We start from the raw sequence: 21,332 nt of genomic DNA, 5'->3' as shown, positions 1-21,332 counted from the left end.
CTACGCCGCGACTTCCTGGGCCGCCCATTTGCGCAGGATCTGCGCGGTGCGTTCCTCGTTGATGTCGACCATGCGGGCAAGCCGCTCCTGCGGGGCCGGCCTGATCTTCTGGCGCAAATCGTCGAGCGGGGTGGCGCCGGCACGCGTGCCGGGCAAGGCGCCGACGGCGGCACCCGCATCGGCGGAAGCGGCTGCCTCCGGGGTCGGCAGAGAGCGTTGGACTTCATCGAAATTGGGGCCTGCTATGGCGGGCGTCGCCTTGGCCGTCAGCGCGGCCGCCATCGGCCGCAAGCCGAAGAAGGCGACCAGGAACACCACGACAATGAAGGCGCCGGCATTGATCAACGTGCCGGCATGCTGGCCGATGGAATCGAGCATTCCCCCCTGCGGGATCGCCTCGCCGTCCAGCCCGTCGATGAACTCGACCGCCGAGACGTCGATGACGTCGCCACGCTTGTCGTCGAAGCCGGTGGCGGAACTCACCATCTTCTGGATTTCGGCGACGCGCTTGGCGATCTGGTCGGGCGTCGCGTCCTTGCCCAGGATCGCCTTCAGCCGGTCCTGGTTGACGACGACTGCGATCGACATCTTGGTGACGCTGTAGCCATTGGAGACGGTGGCGATCTTCTTGGAGTTGATCTCGTAATTGGTGATTTCCTCCTTGCGGTCGTTCGCCGAGGAGGTCTGCGGACCCTCGGTGCTGGTCGCCTGGGTCTCGGGCAGGTTCTGCTCGACGCTGGCCGGGGTGGAGGCCTGTTTCTGATTGCTGTTCTCGTTGGCGCGCACCGACTGCACCGAGCGTTCGACGCGGGACTCCGGATCGAAGATCGTCTCTTCGGTCTGGCGGGTGTCGGTGTTGACGTCGGCCTTGACGCTGGCGCGGAAATTGTCAGGCCCGAGATAGGGCGTCAGCGCGCGGCGGATGTTGTCGCCGATCTGCGCCTCCACGGTCTGCTCGACGCCGAGTGTGCGGGCGGCGCTGGTGTTGGAGGGATCATCGCCCGCGGCCAGCAGATTGCCGTTGGAATCGAGCACCGTCACCTTGTCGGCCGACAGGCCAGGGACGGCGGCGGCGACGAGGTGGCGGATCGACATGGCGCTCTTCTCCGCGTCGATGCCGGAGTAGCGAATGACGACCGAGGCGGATGGCTGCTGTTCATCGCGGCGGAAATTGGCGCGCTCGGACATGACGATGTGGACGCGTGCCGCCTTGATGCCGGCGATGGACTGGATGGTGCGGGCGATCTCGCCTTCGAGCGCACGCACGCGGGTAATCTGCTGCATGAAGGAGGTGAGGCCCATCGCGCCGACATTGTCGAACAGCTCGTAGCCGGCATTGGCGCTGGTCGGCAGGCCCTTCTCGGCAAGCAGCATGCGGGCCTGCGCCGTGGTGCCGGCCGGCACCAGCACGGAGGTTCCGTCGGAGCCGACGTCGAAGCCGATGCCAGCCTCGCCCAGCACGAGGCCGATCTGGTTCACGTCGGAGCGGTCGAGCCCGACATAGAGCGTGTCATAGGCCGGGCGGTTGAGGTAGACCGATGCAATGCCGATGACGCCCATCACCAGGACAGCGATGCCCGCCAGCATGGCGAGGCGCCTGACGCCAAAGCCGCGGAGATTCGAGATGATGCTCTGGATCTGTTGCGGCACGGTTGAGCGACTCCCAGCATGACTGTCCGCCGGAACACTAAGCCTCGAAGCTTGTGCGAAAATGAAATCGGGCCGCGCTTGCGGCGCGGCCCGTGAATTGGAAGTCGAAGTATCCGTCGGCTAAGGCTGAACTAGCCGTTCTTGAACAGCGACAGGATCGACTGCGAGGAGCTGTTGGCGATAGACAGCGACTGGATGCCGAGCTGCTGCTGCACCTGCAGCGCCTGGAGGCGGGTCGATTCCTTGTTCATGTCGGCATCGACGAGCTGGCCGACGCCGCGGTCGATGGAGTCCATCAGGCTCTGCGTGAAGGTCTTCTGCAGATCGATGCTGCTCTTGGCCGAACCGAGGATGGTGGCCTGGTCGGTCAACTGAGCCATGACGTTGTCGATCTTGCCGATCATCTGGGTGATGATGTCGTCGGTCACGCCGGCCGCGGTGATGTCGAGATTGAACGCGGAGACGTTGTCGATCTTCGTGGCCGTGCTCGCCGCGGCCGCGGTCTGGCCAGCGGTGTTGGCGGCGGCGTCCGTGCCGCCGCCAGCGAGTGCTGTCGCATAGGCGGCGTCGTACAAGGCCTGGGCGGCGGCGGTGGAGTAGACCGAGGTCTGGCGGTCGAGCGTGCCCTGGTTCTTGACGACGGCAGGAAGGCCGGAATCGAACAGCTTGGTGCTCTCCAAATTGATGTCGATCGTTCCGAGCGAGATGGCGCCCGAGGAGGAGCGATTGAAGGACGAGACGATCTTGGCGTCAGATTGGACGCCACCATTGGCGGCGTTGGACGTCACCGAAAGATAATTCGAACCAGAAAAAGTGGCGGCGTCGGCGAAGGACTTCATCTGCGCCTGAAGCGTCGTGATCTCGGTCTGCGTCTTTGCCTTGGCGGCTGCCGTCTGGCCAATGGTCGAAAGCAACTTGGTCTTGATCTTGCCGATCGTATCCAGCGCATTGTTCATGCCAGTATAGGCAATGTCCACTTTCGAGGCGCCGAGGCCGAGCGCGTCCTGCACTGTCGACAGCGCCTGGTTGTCGGAGCGCATCGTCGTGGCGATCGACCAGTAGGCGGCGTTGTCGGATGCTTCGGAGACCCTGTAACCGGTCGAGATCCTGGCCTGGGTCTGCTCGAGCGACTTGTTGGTGGCGTTAAGGCTTTGAAGTGCGGTCAACGCCGCGGCGTTTGTCATGATGCTCGCCAAGAAACTCGCTCCTTTTTTCAGACCGGTCTTTCTCAAAGACCGGCGTTGCCCTCGCGAGCCGCTCGACCCGCCCCTGGATTGCCGCCACCCCGATCGGGCCGATTCGGCAATCCGTTGTAGTCATTGGTTAACCATGACTAGCTCGTTATGGTTAATGGCCTGTTAAAAGCCAGCTTCAGAGGGTTAAGGAACGAGGGTTGCGCGGGGCTGGAGCAAACGCAAAACGGGCCGCGCTTTTGGCGCGGCCCGTTTGCCTGGTTTGGTCGGTCGAGAGGGATCAGCCGCGGAAGAGCGACAGGATCGACTGCGAGGAGCCGTTGGCGATCGACAGCGCCTGGACGCCGAGCTGCTGCTGGACCTGCAGAGCCTGGAGGCGGGTCGATTCCTTGTTCATGTCGGCATCGACGAGCTGGCCGACGCCGCGATCGATGGAGTCCATCAGGCTCTGCGTGAAGGTCTTCTGCAGGTCGATGGAGCTCTTGGCGGCGCCGAGCTTGGTAGCGGCGGTCGTCATGTCCTTGAGCGCGGCGTCGACGACGGTCATCATCTGCGAGATCTGAGCGTCGCTGGCGGCCGTGGTGCCTGAGAAGATGGCCAGGCTGGCGACCGAATAGGTATCGCCGGCAACGATAGGGCCACCAAGGGTCGGGGCCTGTGCTGTGGTGGTTGCAGCGCCAGTGGTGCCAAGGCGGGCTGTGTCGAGGATACCCTTGGCGGTCGGCGCGGCGCCGGAGTCATAGAGCTTGATGCTTTCGACTTTGACGTCGATCGTCGAGATCGAAACCGCGCCGGCAGAGGTGCGGTTGAAAGCCGAAACGACCTTGACGTCGGCTGCCGTGCCCGAGGCGGTGGACACCGACAGCATGTTGGTGCCGGAGAAGGTGGCGGAGTCGGCGTAACCCTTGAGCTGTGCCTGAAGGGCGGCGATTTCGACCTGGGTCTTTTCCTTGGCGGCGTCGGTCTGACCGTAGGACGCGGTCAGCTTCTGCTGGATCGAGTTGATGGTGGTGATCGCGCTGTTCATGCCGGTGTAGGCGGTGTCGACCTTCGAAGCGCCGAGGCCGAGCGAGTCCGAAACGGTGGACATGGCCTGGTTGTCGGAGCGCATCGTGGTGGCGATCGACCAGTAGGCGGCATTGTCCGAAGCCTGGGAGACGCGATAGCCCGTCGAGATGCGGGACTGGGTGGTGTCGAGGCTCTTCTGGGTGGCGTTCAAGCTCTGCAGCGCGGTCAACGCTGCGGCGTTGGTCATGATACTGGCCATGGCTACTCGTACCTTGTTTTTACAGGTGTTTTTTGCATACCGGTTTGTCCGGTATGACGGAGCGGCATCATGCCAATGACCGTTGTGTTTGGGTCACCCGCCATCTGCGAGCGACTATGGCGGCGAGTCCCTACCAAAGGACTAAATCGGACGGTTAATCGAAAATAATTCGGAGAAAATTCGATGATGCTCGCGCCGTCCGATTCCTCGGGCGCGCGATGCCTGATGTCGAGCGCGGACGATCAGGTGAAAGAGCGCACCAGGCTGCCGACGAGCAGGTTCCAGCCGTCGATAAGGACGAAGAACAGGATCTTGAACGGCAGCGACACCACTGTTGGCGGCAGCATCATCATGCCCATCGCCATGGTGATGGTCGCCACGATCAGGTCGATGACCAGGAATGGGAGCACGATCAGGAAGCCGATCTCGAAGCCGCGGCGAATCTCGGAGATCATGAAGGCAGGCACCAGGATGCGCAGGTCGACCGTCTCCTTGGCAACGACCTGGCCGCGCTCGCGGGCGAGGTCGGCGAAAAGGTCGAAGTCCTTGTCGCGCACATTGTGCAGCATGAAGGTGCGGAAGGGATCGGAAATCTTCTCGAAGGCCTCGGTCTGGCTGATCTGATTGTCCATCAACGGCTTGACGCCGGTGTTCCACGCCTGGTCGAAGGTCGGCGCCATGACATAGAAGGTCATGAACAGCGACAGCGAAATGAGGATGAGGTTCGCCGGCGTCGATTGCAGGCCGATGCCGGCACGCAGGATCGAGAAGGCGATGACGAAGCGGGTGAAGCTCGTCACCATGATCAGCAGCCCCGGCGCCACCGACAAGACGGTAAGCAGGCCGAACATCTGAATGATGTAGCCGACGGTGGTGCCATCGGCCTTGCCGATGCCGCCGAGGTCAAGCTGCTGGGCCGCCGCGACGGAGGTGGCGGCACCGATCAGTACCGCGGCAAGAAGGAATTTTCTCATTCGAGCAGCAATGTCCTGATAAGAACCTGTTTGACGTGCCCCTGACTGCGGATCGAGGCGCGTTCGTCGAGATCGGCCTTCAGGTGCTGGTAGCCGCTGGCGCCTTCGATCTGGTGCATTTTCAGGGTGCGCACGAAAGCCAGAAGATCCTGTTGAATATCCTCCGCCATGGCCGGCGGCTGCGGCGCGTCGTAGACCACGGATACTTCCATCCTGATCCATGTATCGGCAGGCGAGGCGATATTGGTGGTGATCGGCGCCAGTGTGACAAGCGTTGGACCCGTGCCTGGCTGTTGGGTGGCGGCGGGCTGGGCGACCTTGCTTTCATTTTCGGGCGCAACAGGCACCGATGATGGTGCGCCGACGCCTTTGAGATAGCCGCCTGACATCCAGCCCATGCCGATGGCGGCGGCCGTCACCACGAGCAGCATGGCGCCCTGGATGGCAAGGGAAGGACCCTTGCGAGGCTGAACCTGTTCGATATTGGCCACGGTGCTTTGCTCTCCAATCCCCAGAAGGCCAAGACCTAGAACGGAAGAACCTGGTCGAGGACCTGCTGGCCGTAGGCCGGCTGCTGGACCTCACTGACGCGACCGCGGCCGCCATAGGAGATCCGCGCCTCGGCGATACGTTCATAGGAGATGGTGTTCTCCGCGCCGATGTCCGACGGACGCACCATGCCGGCGATGGTGAGCACCCTGAGTTCGTAGTTGACGCGCACTTCCTGCGAACCCCTGATCATCAAATTGCCGTTGGGCAGGACCTCGGTGACGACGGCGGCGACGTTGAGCTCAAGGTTCTCCGAGCGCTTGATTTCGCCGTCGGCGTTGGTCTCGGTGCTGGAGCTCAAGCCGGCGTCGCCCTTGCCGCTCGTGCTGTTGCCTTCCCATCCCAGCGTGACGTCATAGCCCAGCTTGCGCGCGGCAGTCCGGCTCCTGTCGTTCTGGTTCTTGAAGTTGGCCTTGTCGTTGAGCTTGATCCTGACGGTCAGGATGTCGCCTTCGCGCAGCGCCCTGGGATCGGTGAACAGCCGGCTCTGACGATCGTCCCACAGAGAGAACTTCTTGACCGGCGTGGCGGGCGGCTGAGGATAGCTGTAGGGCGCTGCACCGTCGCTGCCGATGCCCGACCCGACCGGCGACATGGTCGGTTCCCTGCCGATCTCCTTGAAGTTGGTTCCGCAGCCCGACAAGGCTGCGGCCGCGCACAGGATGAGCATTTTGCGGATCATGACGGATCTACCCTTCGGGCTGCGCTGGCCATGATGCCGGTGAGCGTCGCCGCCGCCTTCTGGTCCATTTCGTTGAGGATGACGCCGGCCTTGCGTGAATCGAGCTTCATCAGGATGGCCGCGGCGAGGTCCGCATTGACGATTGCCAGGCGTTCGGCAGCCGCATCGGGCTTCATGCCGGCATAGATCTTGACGACGCCGTCCTCGGCCCTGGCCAGGAACACTTCGCGCCGCTTCAGCCAGGTCTCGTATTCGGCTTTCTTTGCGTCCAGCGCCTTCATGCGCTCGTCAATGCCGGCCTGCAGCTGCTTCAACTCCTCCGCCTGCAAGGCATAGCGGCGGTCGCGGGCGGCATCGGCGATGTTGGAACAGAAGCGCTCTATCTCGCTTTGGTCCGGTGATTTCTCCCGCGTCAATTGCTGCGGCGCGACCGCGGGCTGCCCACCGGGCAGAACCTGCCGCACGGCATCGTCCGCGTGTGCGCCGCCAAGGACAGGCATGGCCGCCATCGCGGCCGCCAACAGGAAGATGCGGGAGCGGCGTCTTTCACGGGACGAGAGGGAGGAGATCATCGGCATCGCTATTGGAGAACCAGATCGGCTTGCAGGGCGCCGGCCGACTTGATGCCTTGCAGGATGGCAATGATGCCGTCCGGCTTGACGCCGAGACGATTGAGGCCGGAAACGAGGGTTTGCAGGTCGGGTCCATCGAGCACGGCAACGCGGGCGTCGGGCCGGCTGGCATCGATGGCGGTGAACGGCTCGACGGCGGTTTCACCCTTGGAGAAGGGTTCCGGCTGCACGACGCGCGGCGCTTCCGTGATGCGCACCGTCAGCGTGCCGTGGCTGATGGCGACACGCGAGATCTTGACGTCGTTGCCGATGACGATGGTTCCGGTGCGCTCGTCGATGACGACGCGAGCCGGCGTGTCGGACTCGACCACCAGATTCTCAATCTCGGCATAGAAGCGGGCCGCCGACACGCTCTTCGGCCGCCTGATCTGCACGGTGCGGGAATCGCGCTCGGCCGCCACGCGCATGCCGAAGCGCTGGGCGGTGTAGTCGTTGATCGCATCGGCGATGCGGATGGCGGTCGAAAAATCTGGATTGCGCAATTGCAGCGTCAGCGTCGACTGGTCGTCGAATTCGGCCTTCACCTGCCGCTCGACGATGGCGCCGTTCGGCACGCGGCCGGCGGTCGGCACGCCTTGCGTCAACTGCTCGGCCTGGCCCTGCGCGGTGAAACCGGAAACGATGACCGCGCCCTGGCCGACGGCGTAAATCTCGCCGTCCGCCGCCTTGAGCGGCGTCATGATCAGCGTGCCGCCGGCAAGCGAGGTGGCGTCGCCCATCGAGGAGACGTCGATGTCGATGCGTGCGCCCGACTGCACATAGGGTGGCATGTTGGCGGTGACGATGACGGCGGCGACGTTCTTGGCGCGCGCGCTGCCGCCTTCGGTGGCGATGCCGAGATTTTCGAGCATGGCGCGGATCGACTGTTCGGTGAACGGCGAGTTGCGCAGGCTGTCGCCGGATCCGGCGAGCCCGATGACGAGGCCGTAGCCGACGAGCTGGTTGTCGCGCGAGCTCTGCAGCTGCGCGATGTCCTTGATGCGCGAGGCGACCTGGCCTGGCGGCAGCGAACTCGGCCCGGGCGACACGCGGAACATGCGCGTGGTGGTGGCCGGATCATATTCCGGATCGTCGTAGACACCGCCATTCCTGGCGGCGAGCTCGCGCTTGGCCTTGGGCGTTAAGCCATCGGCCAGCACCGGCTGCAGGCCAAGTGCCGCCGCGAGCAGAAGGGCAAACGGCCGCATCATGAAGCGCCGACCTGGATGGTGCCGTCGGCCATCACCGTGCCGGAGAGGATCTTGCCGCTGTCGCTGTTGCGAACCTTGATGAAGTCGCCGGCCGAGCCCGGTTGCAAGGTCACGGCGGTGGCCGTGATCGTCAGCCCGCCGGCGACGAAGAAGACCTGCACGGCCGCACCCTGTTCGACCAGCCAGGCCTCGCGGATGGCGGCGGAAGGAATGTAGCGGCCCGGCAGCAGCGTGCGCTTGGCGATCTTGCCCTGGAGTTCCTCGGAACGGGTCGCTACCGCATCGGGCTTGTGCTTGCCCGTGATGAGGGTGACCTGTTTCAGCGCGGCGAGTTCGATGGTCTCACCGGGATAGATGACGCGGTTGGGAATCAGCACGACCTCGCCGGCGGGCTGATTGGTGGCAATCTGGTTGGCCGACTGGCCCGTCGATTGGCTTGCCGATTGACTCGTCGATTCCTGGGCGAAAGCCGGCATGCCGCCGGCCACCAGCGCAAGGGTCAGCGCGGCGCGGCGGAATGCGGAGCGGGAGATCGGCATGGCCATCATCCGTTACCTGATGTTCTTGGACACAACGGAGGCCATGTCGTCGGCGGCCTGGATGACCTTGGAATTCATCTCATAGGCGCGCTGCGCCGAGATCAGCTCGGTGATTTCCTTGACCGGATCGACGTTGGAAGCCTCGAGATAGCCTTGCTGGATGGTGGCGAAGCCTGGATCGCCGGGCACGCCGACATTGGCGGGACCGGAGGCTGTCGTTTCCTGGAACAGATTGTCGCCGAGCGGTGCCAGGCCTGCCTCGTTGGCGAAGTTGACGATCTGGAGCTGGCCGAGATTCTGCAGGTCGGTCTGACCGTCGATGCGGGCAAAGACCTGGCCGGTCTTGTTGACGATGACCTCGACCGCATCAGTCGGCACGGTGATGGCCGGAATGACGTTGGCGCCGTCGACCGTCACCAGCTGGCCGGTGGCGTTGGTGTTGAAGGCGCCGGCGCGCGTATAGAGCGTGCCGCCATCGGCACCTTCGATCTGGAACCAGCCCCTGCCGGTGAGCGCCATGTCGAAACTGTTGCCGGTGCTGGTCAGTTCGCCCTGTGTGTGGACGTTGCGCACGGCGGTCGTCTTGACGCCGAGACCGATCGAAACGCCTTCCGGCACCAGCGAGGCGTTGGAACGGTTCGGCACACCTTGCGTGCGATCGACCTGGTAGAGCAGGTCGGAGAATTCGGCGCGCGCGCGCTTGTAGCCGGTGGTGTTGATGTTGGCGATGTTGTTGGCGATGACTTCCAGATTGGTCTGCTGGGCATTCATGCCGGTGGCGGCGATGGCGAGTGCTTTCATGGCCTGCTCCTCAGATGCCCATACGACTGACTTCGAGATAGGCCGAAACGACCTTGTCGCGGATAGCAACGGCGGTCTGCAACGCCTGCTGGGCGCTCATCACGGCATCGACCACCTGGCGGGTGTCGGCGTCGCCCTTGAGCGCCTGCAGCGACACCTGCTCGGCATTCTGCATGGTGCTGACGGTCTTGGAGGCTGCCTGGCTCACCGCCTCGGCAAAGGAGGTGCCGAGGTTTCCCGATGCCGCCGGCGCAACGCCACCCTGCAGCAGGTCGGTAGCCGTGTCGCCCAGCCCAGGCTTCAGGTTAAGCGCGCCGATGCCGTTGACGATCATTGGTTCCTCATCAGGTCGATGGTCATTGAAATGAGGTCGCGCGCCTGCTTCACGACTTGCAGGTTGGCCTCGTAGGAGCGGTTGGCCTCGGTCATGTCGGCCATTTCGATCAGCACGTTCACATTGGGCATCTTGACATAGCCCTTGTCGTCGGCGGCCTCGTTGCCGGGCTGGAATTCGACGGGAAAGTCGCTCGGGTCGCGGTCGATCGAGTTCACCTCAACGGTCGAGCTGCCGGAGGCCCGGTCGAGTTCGGAGACGAAGCTGATGGTCTTGCGGCGATAAGGGTCGGCGCCCGGCGTGGTTCCCGTCGACTGGGCGTTGGCGAGGTTTTCCGAAACCACGCGCAAGCGCTCGGACTGGGCGCCGAGGCCTGATGCTGCGACTTTGAGGGCTGCGGTCAGCGCGTCCATGGTCAGCTCTTCACCGCCATCATCATCATTGAATGGAATGCCTTGACGATTGCCGTGTTGAGCTCGAAGGAGCGGCGCACTTCGCCGGCCTTGAGAAGCTGGTCTTCAAGCACGACCGTGTTCTTGGACGGCAAGATCACGCCGTCGTCTTCCTGCGGCTTGATGGCGAAGCCGGCATTGGTGGCAGCGCTGCCAAGATGGCCGGGCTCGGTGATCTCAAGCGACACCGCGGTACGGTCGAGCACCTTCTCGAAAGGCTCGACATCGTTTGCCGTGTAGCCCGGCGTGTTGGCATTGGCGATGTTGCCGGCCACGGCCGACTGACGCACGGACAGCCACTGCGCTTGCTTGGCGGCGAGATCGAAAAGGGAAACAGGCTCCATGGGAATCTCCGGGCATGTGCCCAAAGACTAGGCCGCCAGTCTTGCGTGGACCTTGCGGACGGTCGCTAGAGCAGGATGCCGAAAAGTGTGAAGCGGTTTTCGGACGATATGCTGCTCTATCTTGGATCCGGCTCTGGGCAAGGCCGAGACGGCCTTACCTGGAAAGCTCGATCACCTGGTTGGCGCTGGTGAGCATGACCCATTTGCCGTTGCGCTGTTCGATCGCCGAGACCTTGCTGGAATCCGGCAGCGTTGAACCGCGTTGGACCATCCACAGGCCGGTGTCGTCCTCGATCATGGCGCGGCCGTTGGCGACATGGACCATGCGGAACTTCGCGATATCGGCGGGGAAGGGCTGGTCGCCGGGCGGCTCCGTTTTGGCATCGTCCTGCACCGCGCCGGTGGCGAGCAGGTCGACACCTGCGTTGGGAACGTCCTTGGCGGTCAGCGGCGCGCTGCGTGCCGCGACCACGCCGCCGCCCACGCGTCCTGAATTGGTGCCGGTGCCGCCGAACTTGATCGCCTGGACGCCGAACTGGTCCTGGTTGAAGAAAATGTACCAGGGAAACAGAGCGCAGATCAGGCCGAGCGTGATGCCGAGCGCGGCGATGACGACGTCGCTGCGACGGTCCGCCTTCTTTCGCAATTTTGGAAATTGCGCCTTTGGCGGTTGCGGCCATTCGGCGACCGGAAAAAGGTCTTCGATCAGCAATTCGCGGCTGGCCTGCATCATCTCCGGAGCATCGACGCCGGGAGCCACATGCGTTGAGGAAAGGGCGGTCCGGCCCAGAACAGGTTCGGATCTGGGGAGAGCCGGTTTGACGGCCCTGGCCAGAACAGCCGCGGTCCTGGCAGCAATGGCGCCGGCGGCGTTTGCTTTGGCGACCCTGGCCTCCTCCGCTCGAGCCTGCTCCGCGGCGTTCGCCTCGGCGATCATCTCGTTCAGGAGGCGCTCCGTGTACTGGCGTTCAGTCTCCTGGTTCGACATTCTGCTTTCCCTTGAGATGGCGGGCAAGGTCGGAGAACGGATCGGCGGACGGACGGTCCCTGGGTGATTGCGTCAGCGCCTCATAGATCAGGGGCACCTGGCGCACCGCCATGTCGAGTTCGGCGTCGACGCCGCCCTGATAGGCGCCGAGCAGGCGGATGTCGCGGGTGTCCTCGAAGCGGGAGATCATCGACTTCAGCCGCGTCACCAGGGCTCGCTGCTCGATGCTCCAGGCCTTGCCTGCCAGCCGCGATATGGACGACAGCGGATTGACGGGCGGATAGCGGCCCTGTTCGGCGATCGCGCGGTCGAGCACGACATGGCCGTCGAGAATGCCGCGCACGGAATCGGCGACCGGATCATTGTGGTCGTCGCCGTCGACCAGCACGGAAATGATGGCGGTTATAGAGCCTTTACCTTCGGCCCCGGGGCCGGCGCGCTCGAGCAGCTTGGGCAGTTCGGTGAAGACCGAGGCGGGATAGCCGCGCGCGACCGGCGGCTCGCCGGTTCCCGTCGCCACCTCGCGCAGCGCGTGAGCGAAGCGGGTGATCGAATCCAGCACCAGAAGCACACGGTGGCCCTGGTCGCGAAAATGCTCGGCCACACGCATGGCGGTGTCGGGCGCGCGCCGGCGCATCATGGCGCTCTCGTCGCTGGTGGCGACGACGGCGACGGTCTTGGCCATGCTGTCGCCGATCGTGTCCTCGAGGAATTCGCGGACCTCGCGGCCACGTTCCCCGATCAGCGCCACGACGACGGTGTCGAACGCGTCGGCGCCGGCGAGCATGGCTAACAGCGTCGACTTGCCGACGCCGGAGCCGGCGAAAACGCCCATGCGCTGGCCAAAGCAGAGTGGCGTGAAAATGTCGATGACCTTGACACCGGTCATGAAGGCTGTGCCGACACGCTGCCGCGCCATGGCGCCGGGCGTCGCGGCTATCGCCGCCATGTCGTCGCCCCTCATCAAGGGCGGACCACCATCGATCACCCGGGTGAGCGCGTCGATGGCGCGGCCGCGCCACGAGGCATGCGGCGCCACCGCGAGCGGACCCCGGCGGAACACGGCATCGCCGATGCCGGCATCGGCACTGCGTTCGAAGGGGGCGATCACAACCTCGTCACGGCTGATCTTGACGATCTCGCCGCGACGCGCGCCGGCCTGGCCGCGCTGTTCGACAATGTCGCCCAGCCTGGTGAAATCGGAAAGGCCGCGCACCTTGTAGTGCGTGGGCGTGACTTCGGTGACGAGGCCGCCGCGCTTGACCAGCCCGTCGCTATCGCCGAAGCGTCTGATGACCCGCTCCAAAGCGGCAAGCCGATCTTTCGGCGCCGGCTGGAGCTGTCTTTCGGGTGCGCGGATGGATGGCTGCTCTGACGACATGCTACGACTTCGAGCCGAGCGTCTTTATCGCCTCATCGGTGGAGGAATCGGTCTGCCGCATCATCGCGGCGGTGTTCTCGAAGGCGCGCTGGACCATGATCAGCCGGGTCATTTCCAGCACCGGATTGACGTTGGATTCCTCGACGAAACCTTGCGCTATGCCGACATCGGAACGGTCGGTGACCGGTTCGGGCGTGCGTGCGGGCACAATGCCGGAATTGCCGTAGCGCACGAAATTCTGGCCCGGGTCGAAATTGTAGAGGCCGATCGAGCCGACGAGCTGTTCGTTCTGGCGCAGCGAGCCGTCGGCGCCCGCCTTGGGCGGGCCGTTGCGGGGATCGAGCTGGATCGGCGCGCCGCCGGCGTCGAGCACCGGGTGGCCCTCGACCGACATCAGCTCGCCATTCTCGTTCATGGAGAAGCGGCCGTCGCGAGTCATGACGGTGCCGGCCGGCGTGTCGATGGCGAACCAGGCGTCGCCCTGGATGGCGAAATCGAATGGGTTGCCGGTTTCTGTCATGGCGCCGTGAGCCCCCGACAGATAGGTCTTGCCGGAGGAAGCGAACGATACCGACTTCTGCCCTGCACCCGACACCACATCCTCGAATTTCACGCCGGTGGCGCGAAAGCCGACGGTGCTGGCGTTGGCGACATTGTCGGCGATCGTATCGAGCCGCCGCTCGAGGGCCATCTGCGCGGAGAGGGCGACGTAAAGACTGTCTCGCATGATCAGAACTTCAGTTTCTGCATGGCCATCATCAGGTCGGTGGAGATGCCCGATGTGACCGGTTTGGCGAAGAGCACGCTGATCGATGTCACGGCCGTCGAGGTCGGGTTGTTGATCTCGTACATGCTGGTGAAGCGGGTCAGGAACTTGTTCAGTTTCACGGAATCCGTGAAATCCGAGATGTCGAGCTTCTGCTCGAACAGTTGCGCCTGCTTGTCGATGTCGGCGGTGGCGAAGGAATCAGGCAGCCCCAGCGCGGTGCGCACCACGCTGGCCAGCGCGGTGTCGGCCAACACGTCGTACCAACTGGTGATATCGGGCGCCTTACGGTTGAAATAGAGGGCCAGCCGCACGCCCTCATTGGTTTGGCCGGCATCCTCTTCCAGCGTCTGGCGCATGTATTTGTCGACGGTCGGCTGCTGCGCCGGATTGATGGTGGTGGCATTTTCGCCGTATTGTTCGAAGTTAAGGGCCGTGGCCAGTCCCGCGTAAGCCGGGTTCGTCTGCTTGTTGGCGACACTGTTGGGGTCGCGCACGCCACCCTGCAGGACCTGCTTGATAAGGTCCTTGTTCTCCGTCGCCGAATCGAGGCCGTACGCCGCCAGCGCGTAGGTGTAGAGCCGGCTGTTCGACATCAGATCGTCGACCGACTTCACCTTGGTGATGTTGGCAAGATAGTAGGTCGTCTCGCCCTTCACATAGGCGGAATTCGGATCGAGGCCGGCGATTTGCGCCTGCGTGGCGTAGTTCTTCGCCACCAGCTGCTGCGCCTTGTTGTAGATGGTCGCATCGGCACCGTTGGCGGCGAAGTTGAAGGCGGTGACGAACGCGGCGTAGCGCTTGTCGGTGAGCTTGTTGGCGAAACTGTTGGGATTGGAAACGCCTTCCTTGAGCGCCTTGACCATGAACGCCTTGGCGTAGTCCATGTCCCCCAGCCCGTAGGCCTTCATGGCATATTTGAACAAGCGGTCGTTGTTGACGAAATCGTCGATCGATTTCACCTTGGTGATGTTGGCGAGATAATATTTGGTATCGCGATCGACCGTCGGCTGTTGCTCGATACGGTCGATCGACTTGTTGATGTCTTTGGTGATCAACTGGTAGCTGGTATAGGTACTGAGCAAGGACGCGCCTCCGGCCGAAGCTATGCCAGCACAATAAGCGCACTTCCTTGCGCGAAACTGAATCGCCAACATTCGGCCCCATGGCGGCTCCGATTCAAGCCTCACACAAGGCACGGGGGCTATCCCTTGTCCGACGTGAAATGCGGAAGGACCGGTCGTGGGCATTCTGATTGGACTTGTGGTGACGCTCGGCTGCGTCCTTGGCGGCTTCATGGCCATGGGCGGGCATCTGCACGTGCTGGTGCAGCCATGGGAAGCCGTGGTCATCTGCGGCGCCGCGCTCGGCACCTTCCTGGTCGCCAATCCGATGAAGACGGTCAAGGATACCGGCAAGGGCATTCTCGAAGCTTTCAAGCAGGCTGTGCCGAAGGAGCAGGACTATCTGGAAACGCTTGGCGTGCTGCACAGCCTGATGCGCGAGCTGCGCTCCAAGTCGCGCAGCGAGGTCGAGGCACATATCGACAATCCGGAGGAGTCGGCGATCTTCCAGGCCTTTCCGACCGTGCTCAAGAATCACGACCTGATGAATTTCATCTGCGACTACTGCCGCATCATCATCATCGGCAATGCCCGCTCGCACGAGATCGAGGCGCTGATGGACGAGGAAATCCAGACCATCAAGTCCGACAAGATGAAGGCCTATCACGCGCTGGTCGCGGTGGGCGACGGCCTGCCGGCGCTCGGCATCGTCGCCGCTGTGCTCGGCGTGGTCAAGGCGATGGGAGCGCTCGACCAGTCGCCGGAAATCCTCGGCGGCCTGATCGGCGCCGCGCTGGTCGGCACCTTCCTCGGCATCTTCCTGTCCTATGCGGTGGTCGGGCCTGTCGCCACCAAGATCAAGACGGTGCGCGAGAAGAAGAACCGCCTCTACATCATCGTCAAGCAGACGCTGCTCGCCTACATGAACGGCGCGCTGCCGCAGGTGGCGATCGAGTTCGGCCGCAAGACCATCTCCTCCTATGAGCGGCCGACCATCGACGCCGTCGAGCAGAGCACGATGAACACCGGCAGCGCCGAGAAGAAGGCCGCCTGAGCGATGCGCGACAGACCGGTGCCAAAACTGTCATGACGAGTCCGGGCAGCCCCTCGCAAGCGCGTTCGCTGATCATCGAGCGCCTGGTCGGCGACAGCGGCGAGGCCGACCAGGTCATCGACGCCGGCCGCGCCATGGCCGAACGGGCCGTACCGCTGCTGCAGAAGGCGCTCTCGAGCGAGCTTGGAACTCCCGTGAGCGTCGACCTCAGGACCGTGGAAATCAGCCGTGTCCCCGAGGCGCGTTCGCGCGCCGGCGAGACGTTCGCCATGACCGTTGTCGGCTCACCGGCATCCTCCGATGCGATGACCCTCGTCATCGACGCTGCCGCGATCGCGATCATCGTCTCGACGCTGTTCGGCGGCGACCCGGACATGCCGGTGTCGCCGATCGAGCGCGACCTGTCGCAGATCGAAGCCGATGTCTCGTCCATGGTGTTCCAGGAGGTTGCGCAGGCGCTGAACGGATCGGGGCAGCGCTCGCTCGAACTGCGGCTGCCTGCGCCGCGCGCAATGTCGGGCCTCGAGGCCAGGCGGCACGTGTTGCGCGACGGCGCCGCGATCCGCATCGTCCTCGGCATCTCGACGCCGGTCGACAGCGGCTCGATCACGGTGATGATGCCGCAGCGTATCGTGCTGGCCGGCCGCGACGGTACGGCCGGCGTCAGCGAAGACGATCACGGCACCAGCTGGCGGGCTCGCTTTTCGGAAGAGGTGATGCGCTCGACCGTGGCGCTCGAAGCCACCATGCCGCTGACGCGGCTGACGCTTGGGGACCTCGCCAATCTCGAAGTGGGCCAGGTCATCGATTTCGATGAGACGGCGCAATCACGGGCTCGCCTCGGCGCGCGCGGCCAGACGCTGTTCGTATGCGAGTTCGGCAAACTGGGGCAGAATTACACCGTCCGAATCAGGCATCCTTTCGATGCCGGGCAGGATTTCATCGATGGGCTCATGCCGGCCGGTGCCGGGCGCGCCTGAGCTTTTGGAGACGACGCATGGCCAAGACCAAGGTAGAACCAGAGCTCGATCAGCCGGACGAGCAACTCGATCGCGCCATCGAGGAATTGCGCGGGGTCCTGCATGAGGAAGAGCAGCGCCCCGAGATGGCAGCCAGGGCCGCGGCATCGGCCAATTCCAGCGTCATCATGAATATCCCCGTCGATGTCCAGATCATCCTCGGCAGCACCGAGATGGCGGTTGCCGATCTGATGGCGCTGCAGAAGGGTTCGACGGTCGCGCTCAACCGCCGCATCGGCGAACCGGTCGATGTCGTGGTGAATGGCCGCAAGATAGCGCGCGGCGAGATCACCGTGCTCGAAAGCGACCCTTCGCGCTTCGGCATCAGGCTGACCGAAATCATCGCCGGCACGAAGGGCGCCTAGACATGGCTGGCAGGGCTTGCCGATGGCAGCGGAGGCGAAAGGCATGACAACGCCGCTGACGACCCTGACACGCGCACAGAAGGCGGCCGCCATACTGGTGGCGATGGGCAAACCGTCCGCCAGCCGCCTGCTGAAATTCTTCAAGCAGGAAGAGCTGAAGGCGCTGATCGAGGGCGCCCGGCTGCTCAGGACCATTCCACAGAGCGATCTCGAGCGTATCGTCGCCGAATTCGAGGCCGAATTCACCGAAGGCGCGGGCCTGCTCGATTCCGCCGACAGGATGGACACCATCCTCAACGAGTCGCTCTCGCCCGAAGAGATGAGCGCCATCATGGGCAACAAGAAACCGGAGGCTGCGCCCGAAGGGCCGCCGCCGATCTGGCCCGATCTCGAAAAGCTCGAACCCGCGCGGCTCGGCGCCTTCCTCGCGGGCGAACATCCGCAGACGGCGGCCATGGTGCTGTCGAAACTGGCGCCGCAGGCGGCGGCAAGCGTGCTTTTGACGCTGACGAAGCCAATGCGCGGCGAAATCATCAAGCGCATGGTGACGATGGCCAACGTTCCGGCCGCCGCCACCAGGATCGTCGAGAACAGGCTGCGCGCCAGCGTGCTGTCGGACACCTCGACCAAGGACACGTCGGCCGGGCAGGCGCGCGTCGCCAGCGTGCTCAACGAGTTGGAAAAGCCCCTGCTCGACGAGGTCATGCAGGATCTCGAAGCCGCCGGCACGCCCGACCTCGACGGTGTTCGGGCCCGGCTGTTCGCTTTCGACGACCTGCCGCTGCTCACCCAGAAGGCGCGCGTGCTTTTGTTCGACGGGCTGTCGACCGAGCTTGTCACGCTGGCGCTGCGCGGCACGTCGGCGGCACTGGCCGAAGCGGTGCTGTCGGCGATCGGCGCCCGCTCCCGGCGCATGATCGAGGCCGAACTCGGGCAAGGGTCGGAGGGTGTCCCCGCCGCCGACATCATGGCGGCACGCAAGACGATCGTGACCACCACCATCCGGCTGTCGCGCGAAGGCGCATTCGAACTTCCCTCGACGCAGAACGCCGCCTAAGGCATGTCCGACGCCGTCGACAAGGATTCGAAAACCGAAGAGGCGACGGAAAAGAAGATCCGCGACACCATCGAACAGGGCAAGTTGCCCCATTCGAGGGAAACCGCGATCCTGGCCTCCTTTGTCGCCATACTGGTGTTTACCGTCTTCTATGCCAAGGACGCCATCGTCGAGCTCGGCATGTTCCTGTCGATGTTTCTCGAGAAGCCCGAGGCCTGGCCGATGGACACCGAGACCGATGTCATCGACCTCTACAAGATCGTCATGCTGGAAGTCGGCCGCGCCGTGCTCAGCCTGCTGGTGCTGCTGACCGTTGCCGGGATCGGCGCCTCGGTGCTGCAGAACATGCCGCAATTCGTCGGCGAGCGGATCAGGCCGCAGATGTCACGCATCTCGATCGTCAAGGGCTGGAACCGGATGTTCGGCGCCCAGGGCTGGGTCGAATTCCTGAAGTCCCTTGCAAAAGTCGGTTTTGCCATCGCCGTGCTCGCCTTCACGCTGTCGGAGGACCACCGCAAGCTGCTTGCCGGGATGATCACCAATCCGGTCGCTTTCGGCCTCGTCATCCGCGGCATCGCCGTCGACATACTGGTGGCGATCGTCTTCGTCATGGGACTGATCGCAGCGGTCGACATCGTCTGGTCGCGCTTCCACTGGAGGCAGGACCTGCGCATGAGCAAGCAGGAGGTCAAGGACGAGTTCAAGCAGTCAGAGGGCGACCCGATCGTCAAGTCGCGGCTGCGTTCATTGGCCCGCGACCGGGCGCGCAAGCGGATGATGACGGCGGTGCCGCGCGCGACGCTTGTCATCGCCAACCCGACCCACTTCTCGATCGCGCTGAAATATGTGCGCGACGAGGATTGGGCGCCGCTGGTGGTGGCGAAGGGGCAGGATCTCGTGGCGCTCAAAATTCGCGAAATCGCCAAGGAACATAACATCCCGATCTTCGAGGACGTGGCGCTCGCCCGCTCCATGTACAAGCAAGTTTCGGTCGATAATGTGATCCCGTCACAATTCTACCAGGCCGTCGCCGAACTGGTGCGGATCGTCTACTCGAAAAAGGCTGAGCGCAGACAGATTTCATGAACCGCCAACCGCACGCAAAATCCCGCGAGATCATCGTCGCCAGCGCCATCGAACAGGTGGTGGTGGAACTCAGACTGATCGACGTCGCCGACTATATCGCCTTCATCCGGCTGGAGCATTTCGCCTGCCTGTCGGATCTGGTCGATTCAGCGGCGGAGCTGTTCTTCATGCCGGGTACGCTGAGGCTCGGCCATGGCGGCGAAGCGCATGTCGACTGGAGCGGCAGCCCGCGCATCGTGCTCGACCTGGAGCTCAGGCCACCCGGCGTGACCGTCTATTTCCAGCTGACGCTGAGCGAGACCGGCAACACGGTCGTGGTCAACTACGTGTCGTTTGAAAAACCGGGCGAAGACCCCCAGCATAATACGGCGCTGCTGGAGGCTGTGATTGAACAGGCCCGCATCCGCAAGGTCGAAGCTCTTACTCGATAAGCCCCAGCCGCAGCGCCTTGGCGACCGCCTGGTTGCGGTTGACGGCATTGAGCTTCTGGGTCGACTGGGTGAGGTATTGGTTGGCGGTATGCACCGATAGTTTCAGCAGCCGCGCGATCTCCTCGCTGGTGTTGCCGTTGGCGGTCAGCTTCAGGCATTCGAGCTCGCGCTTGGAGATCGAGCGCATTCTGCCGGCATCGCCCGGACGCATGCGCGCGACGGCGGCGAACAGCGAGAAGCAGCGAGCGTGGATTTCGTAGAGCGCATCCGACGGCAGCGCGATCTCCGATCCCAGGAAGACGACGAGCCCGCATTGGCCGCGATCGGCATGGACGGGAAAGGCAATGCCGCTCGATCCGGGTGTCAGCGGCGCCATCTGTCCGGTCCAGGCGAGACTGCCGAACATGCCGGCCATGGCCGCCACGCCATCATCCGTCCACCAGCGCGGCTCGGTCGAAATCCGGCTATGGCGCACGATCTCCTCGCCATTGGCGCCCGAAATGAACTTCGTCGCCACCGCGGTGCCGGGATAATCGGAATCAAAGCACGGGACCAGCCGGGCGCGCTCGGGCGACGGGCTGACGAAGAACAGGCCGAAGGCCGAGGCGTTGATGTCGACTGATATCCAGCGGCAGCGGCGCACCGCATCGGGAATGGTGACGGCGTGATGCGTTTCGGAGCCAAGCGAAAAGGCGCCGAAAGGGCTGCGCTGCTCGTTGAAAAGGGCTTCCGCGGTGTCCTTGATGTCGGCGTGTTTCAAATGATGCCACTCCTGATCGCCGTGGCGATGGCCATCGCACGGTTCGAGGCCGCGAATTTCTGGATGGCGTGGGTGATGTAGCTGTTGACAGTGTTGGAGGAGACGCCAAGGATGACCGCCACCTCGTCGGTGGTCTTGCCTTCCGAAACCCAGAACAGGCATTCGCGCTCGCGGTCCGACAGCGGATCCTGCATGGCGGCGGCGGCGATCAACTGCGGAATATGCGAGAGCGCGTAGCAGCATTTCAGCTGCGCCCTCATCAGCGCCGGCTGGTCGATCCGGCCGGCGGCCGCCGCCGAGAACAAGGCGAACAGGCGCTGACGGCCGACATTCAGCCGCAGTGAATAGATCTCGGCATGGCCGAGCACGTCGAGGAGCCGGGCTTCTTCGCCCGAGACCAGCCCGTCGGCCTCCGGCGCCTGGGCCGCCACCAGCGGTGTCGGACGGATACCGGGTGCCGCGGTGAGCGGTCCCTGGGCAAGGCCGGCGATCAGCCGCTTGCCGATCAGCTCGATGACGTCGAAGATCCAGTTCGAGGAGACAATACGCGCATCGTTGCGGTCCTGGTCATGGACGATGGCGACTAGCATGTAGCTGTCGGCGCCGATCTCGGCGGTCAGCTCCATGAAGAAGCTGGTGAGATCACCGCGCGACGTCAGGCGCGAGCCTAATGTGTCGGATTGAAGAGGCGCGGCGGGACTGCTCATCTGCTGCTTTTGGCCGGAATCGGTTCTGATGTCCGGTTGCTGGAGAG

Annotated in this window: 25 protein-coding genes; 6 read left to right on the top strand and 19 right to left on the bottom strand. The window is 63.8% G+C overall.

Annotation, left to right across the window (positions count from 1 at the left end; genetic code table 11):
- The 17 genes from fliF to EN804_RS06640 form a co-directional block, all read right to left on the bottom strand.
- Entirely contained in the window at positions 1-1,650 is a 1,650-nt protein-coding gene (gene fliF, locus EN804_RS06720) for a flagellar basal-body MS-ring/collar protein FliF (protein ID WP_135865559.1), read from the bottom strand.
- Between the two features lie 131 nt (positions 1,651-1,781).
- Positions 1,782-2,846 carry a flagellin gene (locus EN804_RS06715; protein WP_127277944.1) on the bottom strand — a complete coding sequence of 355 codons (1,065 nt, stop codon included), beginning with the start codon at positions 2,844-2,846 and terminating at the stop codon, positions 1,782-1,784.
- 277 nt (positions 2,847-3,123) lie between these two features.
- Positions 3,124-4,110 (bottom strand): flagellin, encoded by a 987-nt coding sequence (locus tag EN804_RS06710; RefSeq protein ID WP_127869874.1) that lies wholly within the window; start codon positions 4,108-4,110, stop codon positions 3,124-3,126.
- 242 nt (positions 4,111-4,352) lie between these two features.
- Complete coding sequence (gene fliP / locus EN804_RS06705; protein WP_027144757.1) at positions 4,353-5,084, bottom strand: flagellar type III secretion system pore protein FliP; 732 nt, start codon at positions 5,082-5,084, stop codon at positions 4,353-4,355.
- Entirely contained in the window at positions 5,081-5,575 is a 495-nt protein-coding gene (locus tag EN804_RS06700) for a flagellar basal body-associated FliL family protein (RefSeq protein ID WP_135918964.1), read from the bottom strand. Before EN804_RS06700 ends, fliP begins: the two co-directional genes overlap by 4 nt.
- A gap of 35 nt (positions 5,576-5,610) precedes the next feature.
- Positions 5,611-6,315 carry a flagellar basal body L-ring protein FlgH gene (gene flgH / locus EN804_RS06695; RefSeq protein WP_127281130.1) on the bottom strand — a complete coding sequence of 235 codons (705 nt, stop codon included), beginning with the start codon at positions 6,313-6,315 and terminating at the stop codon, positions 5,611-5,613.
- Positions 6,312-6,893, bottom strand: a complete 582-nt coding sequence (locus EN804_RS06690) for a MotE family protein (protein ID WP_189524457.1) — start codon at positions 6,891-6,893, stop codon at positions 6,312-6,314. Before EN804_RS06690 ends, flgH begins: the two co-directional genes overlap by 4 nt.
- A gap of 2 nt (positions 6,894-6,895) precedes the next feature.
- Positions 6,896-8,137 carry a flagellar basal body P-ring protein FlgI gene (locus EN804_RS06685; RefSeq protein ID WP_135881286.1) on the bottom strand — a complete coding sequence of 414 codons (1,242 nt, stop codon included), beginning with the start codon at positions 8,135-8,137 and terminating at the stop codon, positions 6,896-6,898.
- A complete protein-coding gene (gene flgA, locus EN804_RS06680; RefSeq protein WP_135865557.1) occupies positions 8,134-8,682 on the bottom strand; it encodes a flagellar basal body P-ring formation chaperone FlgA in 549 nt (182 codons plus the stop codon). The genes EN804_RS06685 and flgA overlap by 4 nt, the downstream gene beginning before the upstream one ends.
- Positions 8,683-8,688: 6 nt before the next feature.
- On the bottom strand, positions 8,689-9,477 hold the full coding sequence (flgG, locus tag EN804_RS06675) for a flagellar basal-body rod protein FlgG (RefSeq protein WP_135918962.1): 789 nt from the start codon (positions 9,475-9,477) through the stop codon (positions 8,689-8,691).
- Positions 9,478-9,487: 10 nt separating this feature from the next.
- On the bottom strand, positions 9,488-9,811 hold the full coding sequence (locus tag EN804_RS06670) for a flagellar hook-basal body complex protein FliE (RefSeq protein WP_189343701.1): 324 nt from the start codon (positions 9,809-9,811) through the stop codon (positions 9,488-9,490).
- The gene (gene flgC, locus EN804_RS06665; protein WP_127275715.1) at positions 9,808-10,224 is read right to left on the bottom strand and encodes a flagellar basal body rod protein FlgC; all 417 of its coding nucleotides are present in this window, start codon (positions 10,222-10,224) and stop codon (positions 9,808-9,810) included. The genes EN804_RS06670 and flgC overlap by 4 nt, the downstream gene beginning before the upstream one ends.
- A 2-nt stretch (positions 10,225-10,226) precedes the next feature.
- Positions 10,227-10,607 carry a flagellar basal body rod protein FlgB gene (flgB, locus tag EN804_RS06660; RefSeq protein WP_127275714.1) on the bottom strand — a complete coding sequence of 127 codons (381 nt, stop codon included), beginning with the start codon at positions 10,605-10,607 and terminating at the stop codon, positions 10,227-10,229.
- Between the two features lie 154 nt (positions 10,608-10,761).
- Entirely contained in the window at positions 10,762-11,595 is an 834-nt protein-coding gene (locus tag EN804_RS06655; protein ID WP_127275713.1) for a hypothetical protein, read from the bottom strand.
- Positions 11,576-12,976 carry a flagellar protein export ATPase FliI gene (gene fliI / locus EN804_RS06650; RefSeq protein WP_135918961.1) on the bottom strand — a complete coding sequence of 467 codons (1,401 nt, stop codon included), beginning with the start codon at positions 12,974-12,976 and terminating at the stop codon, positions 11,576-11,578. Before fliI ends, EN804_RS06655 begins: the two co-directional genes overlap by 20 nt.
- Before the next feature lies 1 nt (position 12,977).
- The gene (gene flgF, locus EN804_RS06645) at positions 12,978-13,703 is read right to left on the bottom strand and encodes a flagellar basal-body rod protein FlgF (RefSeq protein ID WP_135918960.1); all 726 of its coding nucleotides are present in this window, start codon (positions 13,701-13,703) and stop codon (positions 12,978-12,980) included.
- 2 nt (positions 13,704-13,705) lie between these two features.
- Positions 13,706-14,827, bottom strand: a complete 1,122-nt coding sequence (locus EN804_RS06640; protein ID WP_135918959.1) for a DUF1217 domain-containing protein — start codon at positions 14,825-14,827, stop codon at positions 13,706-13,708.
- A gap of 157 nt (positions 14,828-14,984) precedes the next feature.
- Here EN804_RS06640 and motA point away from each other — a divergent pair, with 157 nt between their 5' ends.
- The 6 genes from motA to EN804_RS06610 are packed head-to-tail and all read left to right on the top strand — an operon-like array spanning position 14,985 to position 19,818.
- On the top strand, positions 14,985-15,860 hold the full coding sequence (gene motA, locus EN804_RS06635) for a flagellar motor stator protein MotA (protein WP_015315920.1): 876 nt from the start codon (positions 14,985-14,987) through the stop codon (positions 15,858-15,860).
- Positions 15,861-15,892: 32 nt separating this feature from the next.
- Positions 15,893-16,840, top strand: a complete 948-nt coding sequence (locus tag EN804_RS06630) for a FliM/FliN family flagellar motor switch protein (protein ID WP_127275710.1) — start codon at positions 15,893-15,895, stop codon at positions 16,838-16,840.
- 17 nt (positions 16,841-16,857) lie between these two features.
- Entirely contained in the window at positions 16,858-17,244 is a 387-nt protein-coding gene (gene fliN, locus EN804_RS06625; protein WP_127275709.1) for a flagellar motor switch protein FliN, read from the top strand.
- A gap of 43 nt (positions 17,245-17,287) precedes the next feature.
- Entirely contained in the window at positions 17,288-18,301 is a 1,014-nt protein-coding gene (locus EN804_RS06620) for a flagellar motor switch protein FliG (RefSeq protein ID WP_127275708.1), read from the top strand.
- Between the two features lie 3 nt (positions 18,302-18,304).
- A complete protein-coding gene (gene flhB, locus EN804_RS06615; protein WP_135918958.1) occupies positions 18,305-19,387 on the top strand; it encodes a flagellar biosynthesis protein FlhB in 1,083 nt (360 codons plus the stop codon).
- Entirely contained in the window at positions 19,384-19,818 is a 435-nt protein-coding gene (locus EN804_RS06610) for a hypothetical protein (protein ID WP_127275706.1), read from the top strand. The genes flhB and EN804_RS06610 overlap by 4 nt, the downstream gene beginning before the upstream one ends.
- On the opposite strand, the gene EN804_RS06605 is transcribed toward EN804_RS06610, so the two are convergent.
- On the bottom strand, positions 19,808-20,578 hold the full coding sequence (locus EN804_RS06605) for a helix-turn-helix transcriptional regulator (RefSeq protein WP_135918957.1): 771 nt from the start codon (positions 20,576-20,578) through the stop codon (positions 19,808-19,810). The genes EN804_RS06610 and EN804_RS06605 overlap by 11 nt on opposite strands.
- The gene (locus EN804_RS06600) at positions 20,575-21,285 is read right to left on the bottom strand and encodes a helix-turn-helix transcriptional regulator (protein ID WP_135865545.1); all 711 of its coding nucleotides are present in this window, start codon (positions 21,283-21,285) and stop codon (positions 20,575-20,577) included. Before EN804_RS06600 ends, EN804_RS06605 begins: the two co-directional genes overlap by 4 nt.
- Positions 21,286-21,332: the final 47 nt, after the last annotated feature.

This window comes from Mesorhizobium sp. M8A.F.Ca.ET.161.01.1.1 (genome assembly GCF_004792105.1).
Classification (GTDB): domain Bacteria; phylum Pseudomonadota; class Alphaproteobacteria; order Rhizobiales; family Rhizobiaceae; genus Mesorhizobium.
This window is presented reverse-complemented; position numbering and strand designations above follow the sequence as displayed.

Bases quoted from the DNA above. Each gene is read 5' to 3' on its own strand.
- EN804_RS06670 (WP_189343701.1), bottom strand. From the start codon at position 9,811: ATGATCGTCAACGGCATCGGCGCGCTTAACCTGAAGCCTGGGCTGGGC.
- EN804_RS06600 (WP_135865545.1), bottom strand. From the start codon at position 21,285: ATGAGCAGTCCCGCCGCGCCTCTTCAATCCGACACATTAGGCTCGCGC.
- EN804_RS06690 (WP_189524457.1), bottom strand. From the start codon at position 6,893: ATGCCGATGATCTCCTCCCTCTCGTCCCGTGAAAGACGCCGCTCCCGC.
- flgH (WP_127281130.1), bottom strand. From the start codon at position 6,315: ATGATCCGCAAAATGCTCATCCTGTGCGCGGCCGCAGCCTTGTCGGGC.
- flgG (WP_135918962.1), bottom strand. From the start codon at position 9,477: ATGAAAGCACTCGCCATCGCCGCCACCGGCATGAATGCCCAGCAGACC.
- flgF (WP_135918960.1), bottom strand. From the start codon at position 13,703: ATGCGAGACAGTCTTTACGTCGCCCTCTCCGCGCAGATGGCCCTCGAG.
- EN804_RS06620 (WP_127275708.1), top strand. From the start codon at position 17,288: ATGACAACGCCGCTGACGACCCTGACACGCGCACAGAAGGCGGCCGCC.
- EN804_RS06685 (WP_135881286.1), bottom strand. From the start codon at position 8,137: ATGATGCGGCCGTTTGCCCTTCTGCTCGCGGCGGCACTTGGCCTGCAG.
- EN804_RS06710 (WP_127869874.1), bottom strand. From the start codon at position 4,110: ATGGCCAGTATCATGACCAACGCCGCAGCGTTGACCGCGCTGCAGAGC.
- flgC (WP_127275715.1), bottom strand. From the start codon at position 10,224: ATGGACGCGCTGACCGCAGCCCTCAAAGTCGCAGCATCAGGCCTCGGC.
- fliN (WP_127275709.1), top strand. From the start codon at position 16,858: ATGGCCAAGACCAAGGTAGAACCAGAGCTCGATCAGCCGGACGAGCAA.
- flhB (WP_135918958.1), top strand. From the start codon at position 18,305: ATGTCCGACGCCGTCGACAAGGATTCGAAAACCGAAGAGGCGACGGAA.
- flgA (WP_135865557.1), bottom strand. From the start codon at position 8,682: ATGGCCATGCCGATCTCCCGCTCCGCATTCCGCCGCGCCGCGCTGACC.
- EN804_RS06610 (WP_127275706.1), top strand. From the start codon at position 19,384: ATGAACCGCCAACCGCACGCAAAATCCCGCGAGATCATCGTCGCCAGC.
- EN804_RS06655 (WP_127275713.1), bottom strand. From the start codon at position 11,595: ATGTCGAACCAGGAGACTGAACGCCAGTACACGGAGCGCCTCCTGAAC.
- fliI (WP_135918961.1), bottom strand. From the start codon at position 12,976: ATGTCGTCAGAGCAGCCATCCATCCGCGCACCCGAAAGACAGCTCCAG.
- fliP (WP_027144757.1), bottom strand. From the start codon at position 5,084: ATGAGAAAATTCCTTCTTGCCGCGGTACTGATCGGTGCCGCCACCTCC.
- flgB (WP_127275714.1), bottom strand. From the start codon at position 10,607: ATGGAGCCTGTTTCCCTTTTCGATCTCGCCGCCAAGCAAGCGCAGTGG.
- EN804_RS06630 (WP_127275710.1), top strand. From the start codon at position 15,893: ATGACGAGTCCGGGCAGCCCCTCGCAAGCGCGTTCGCTGATCATCGAG.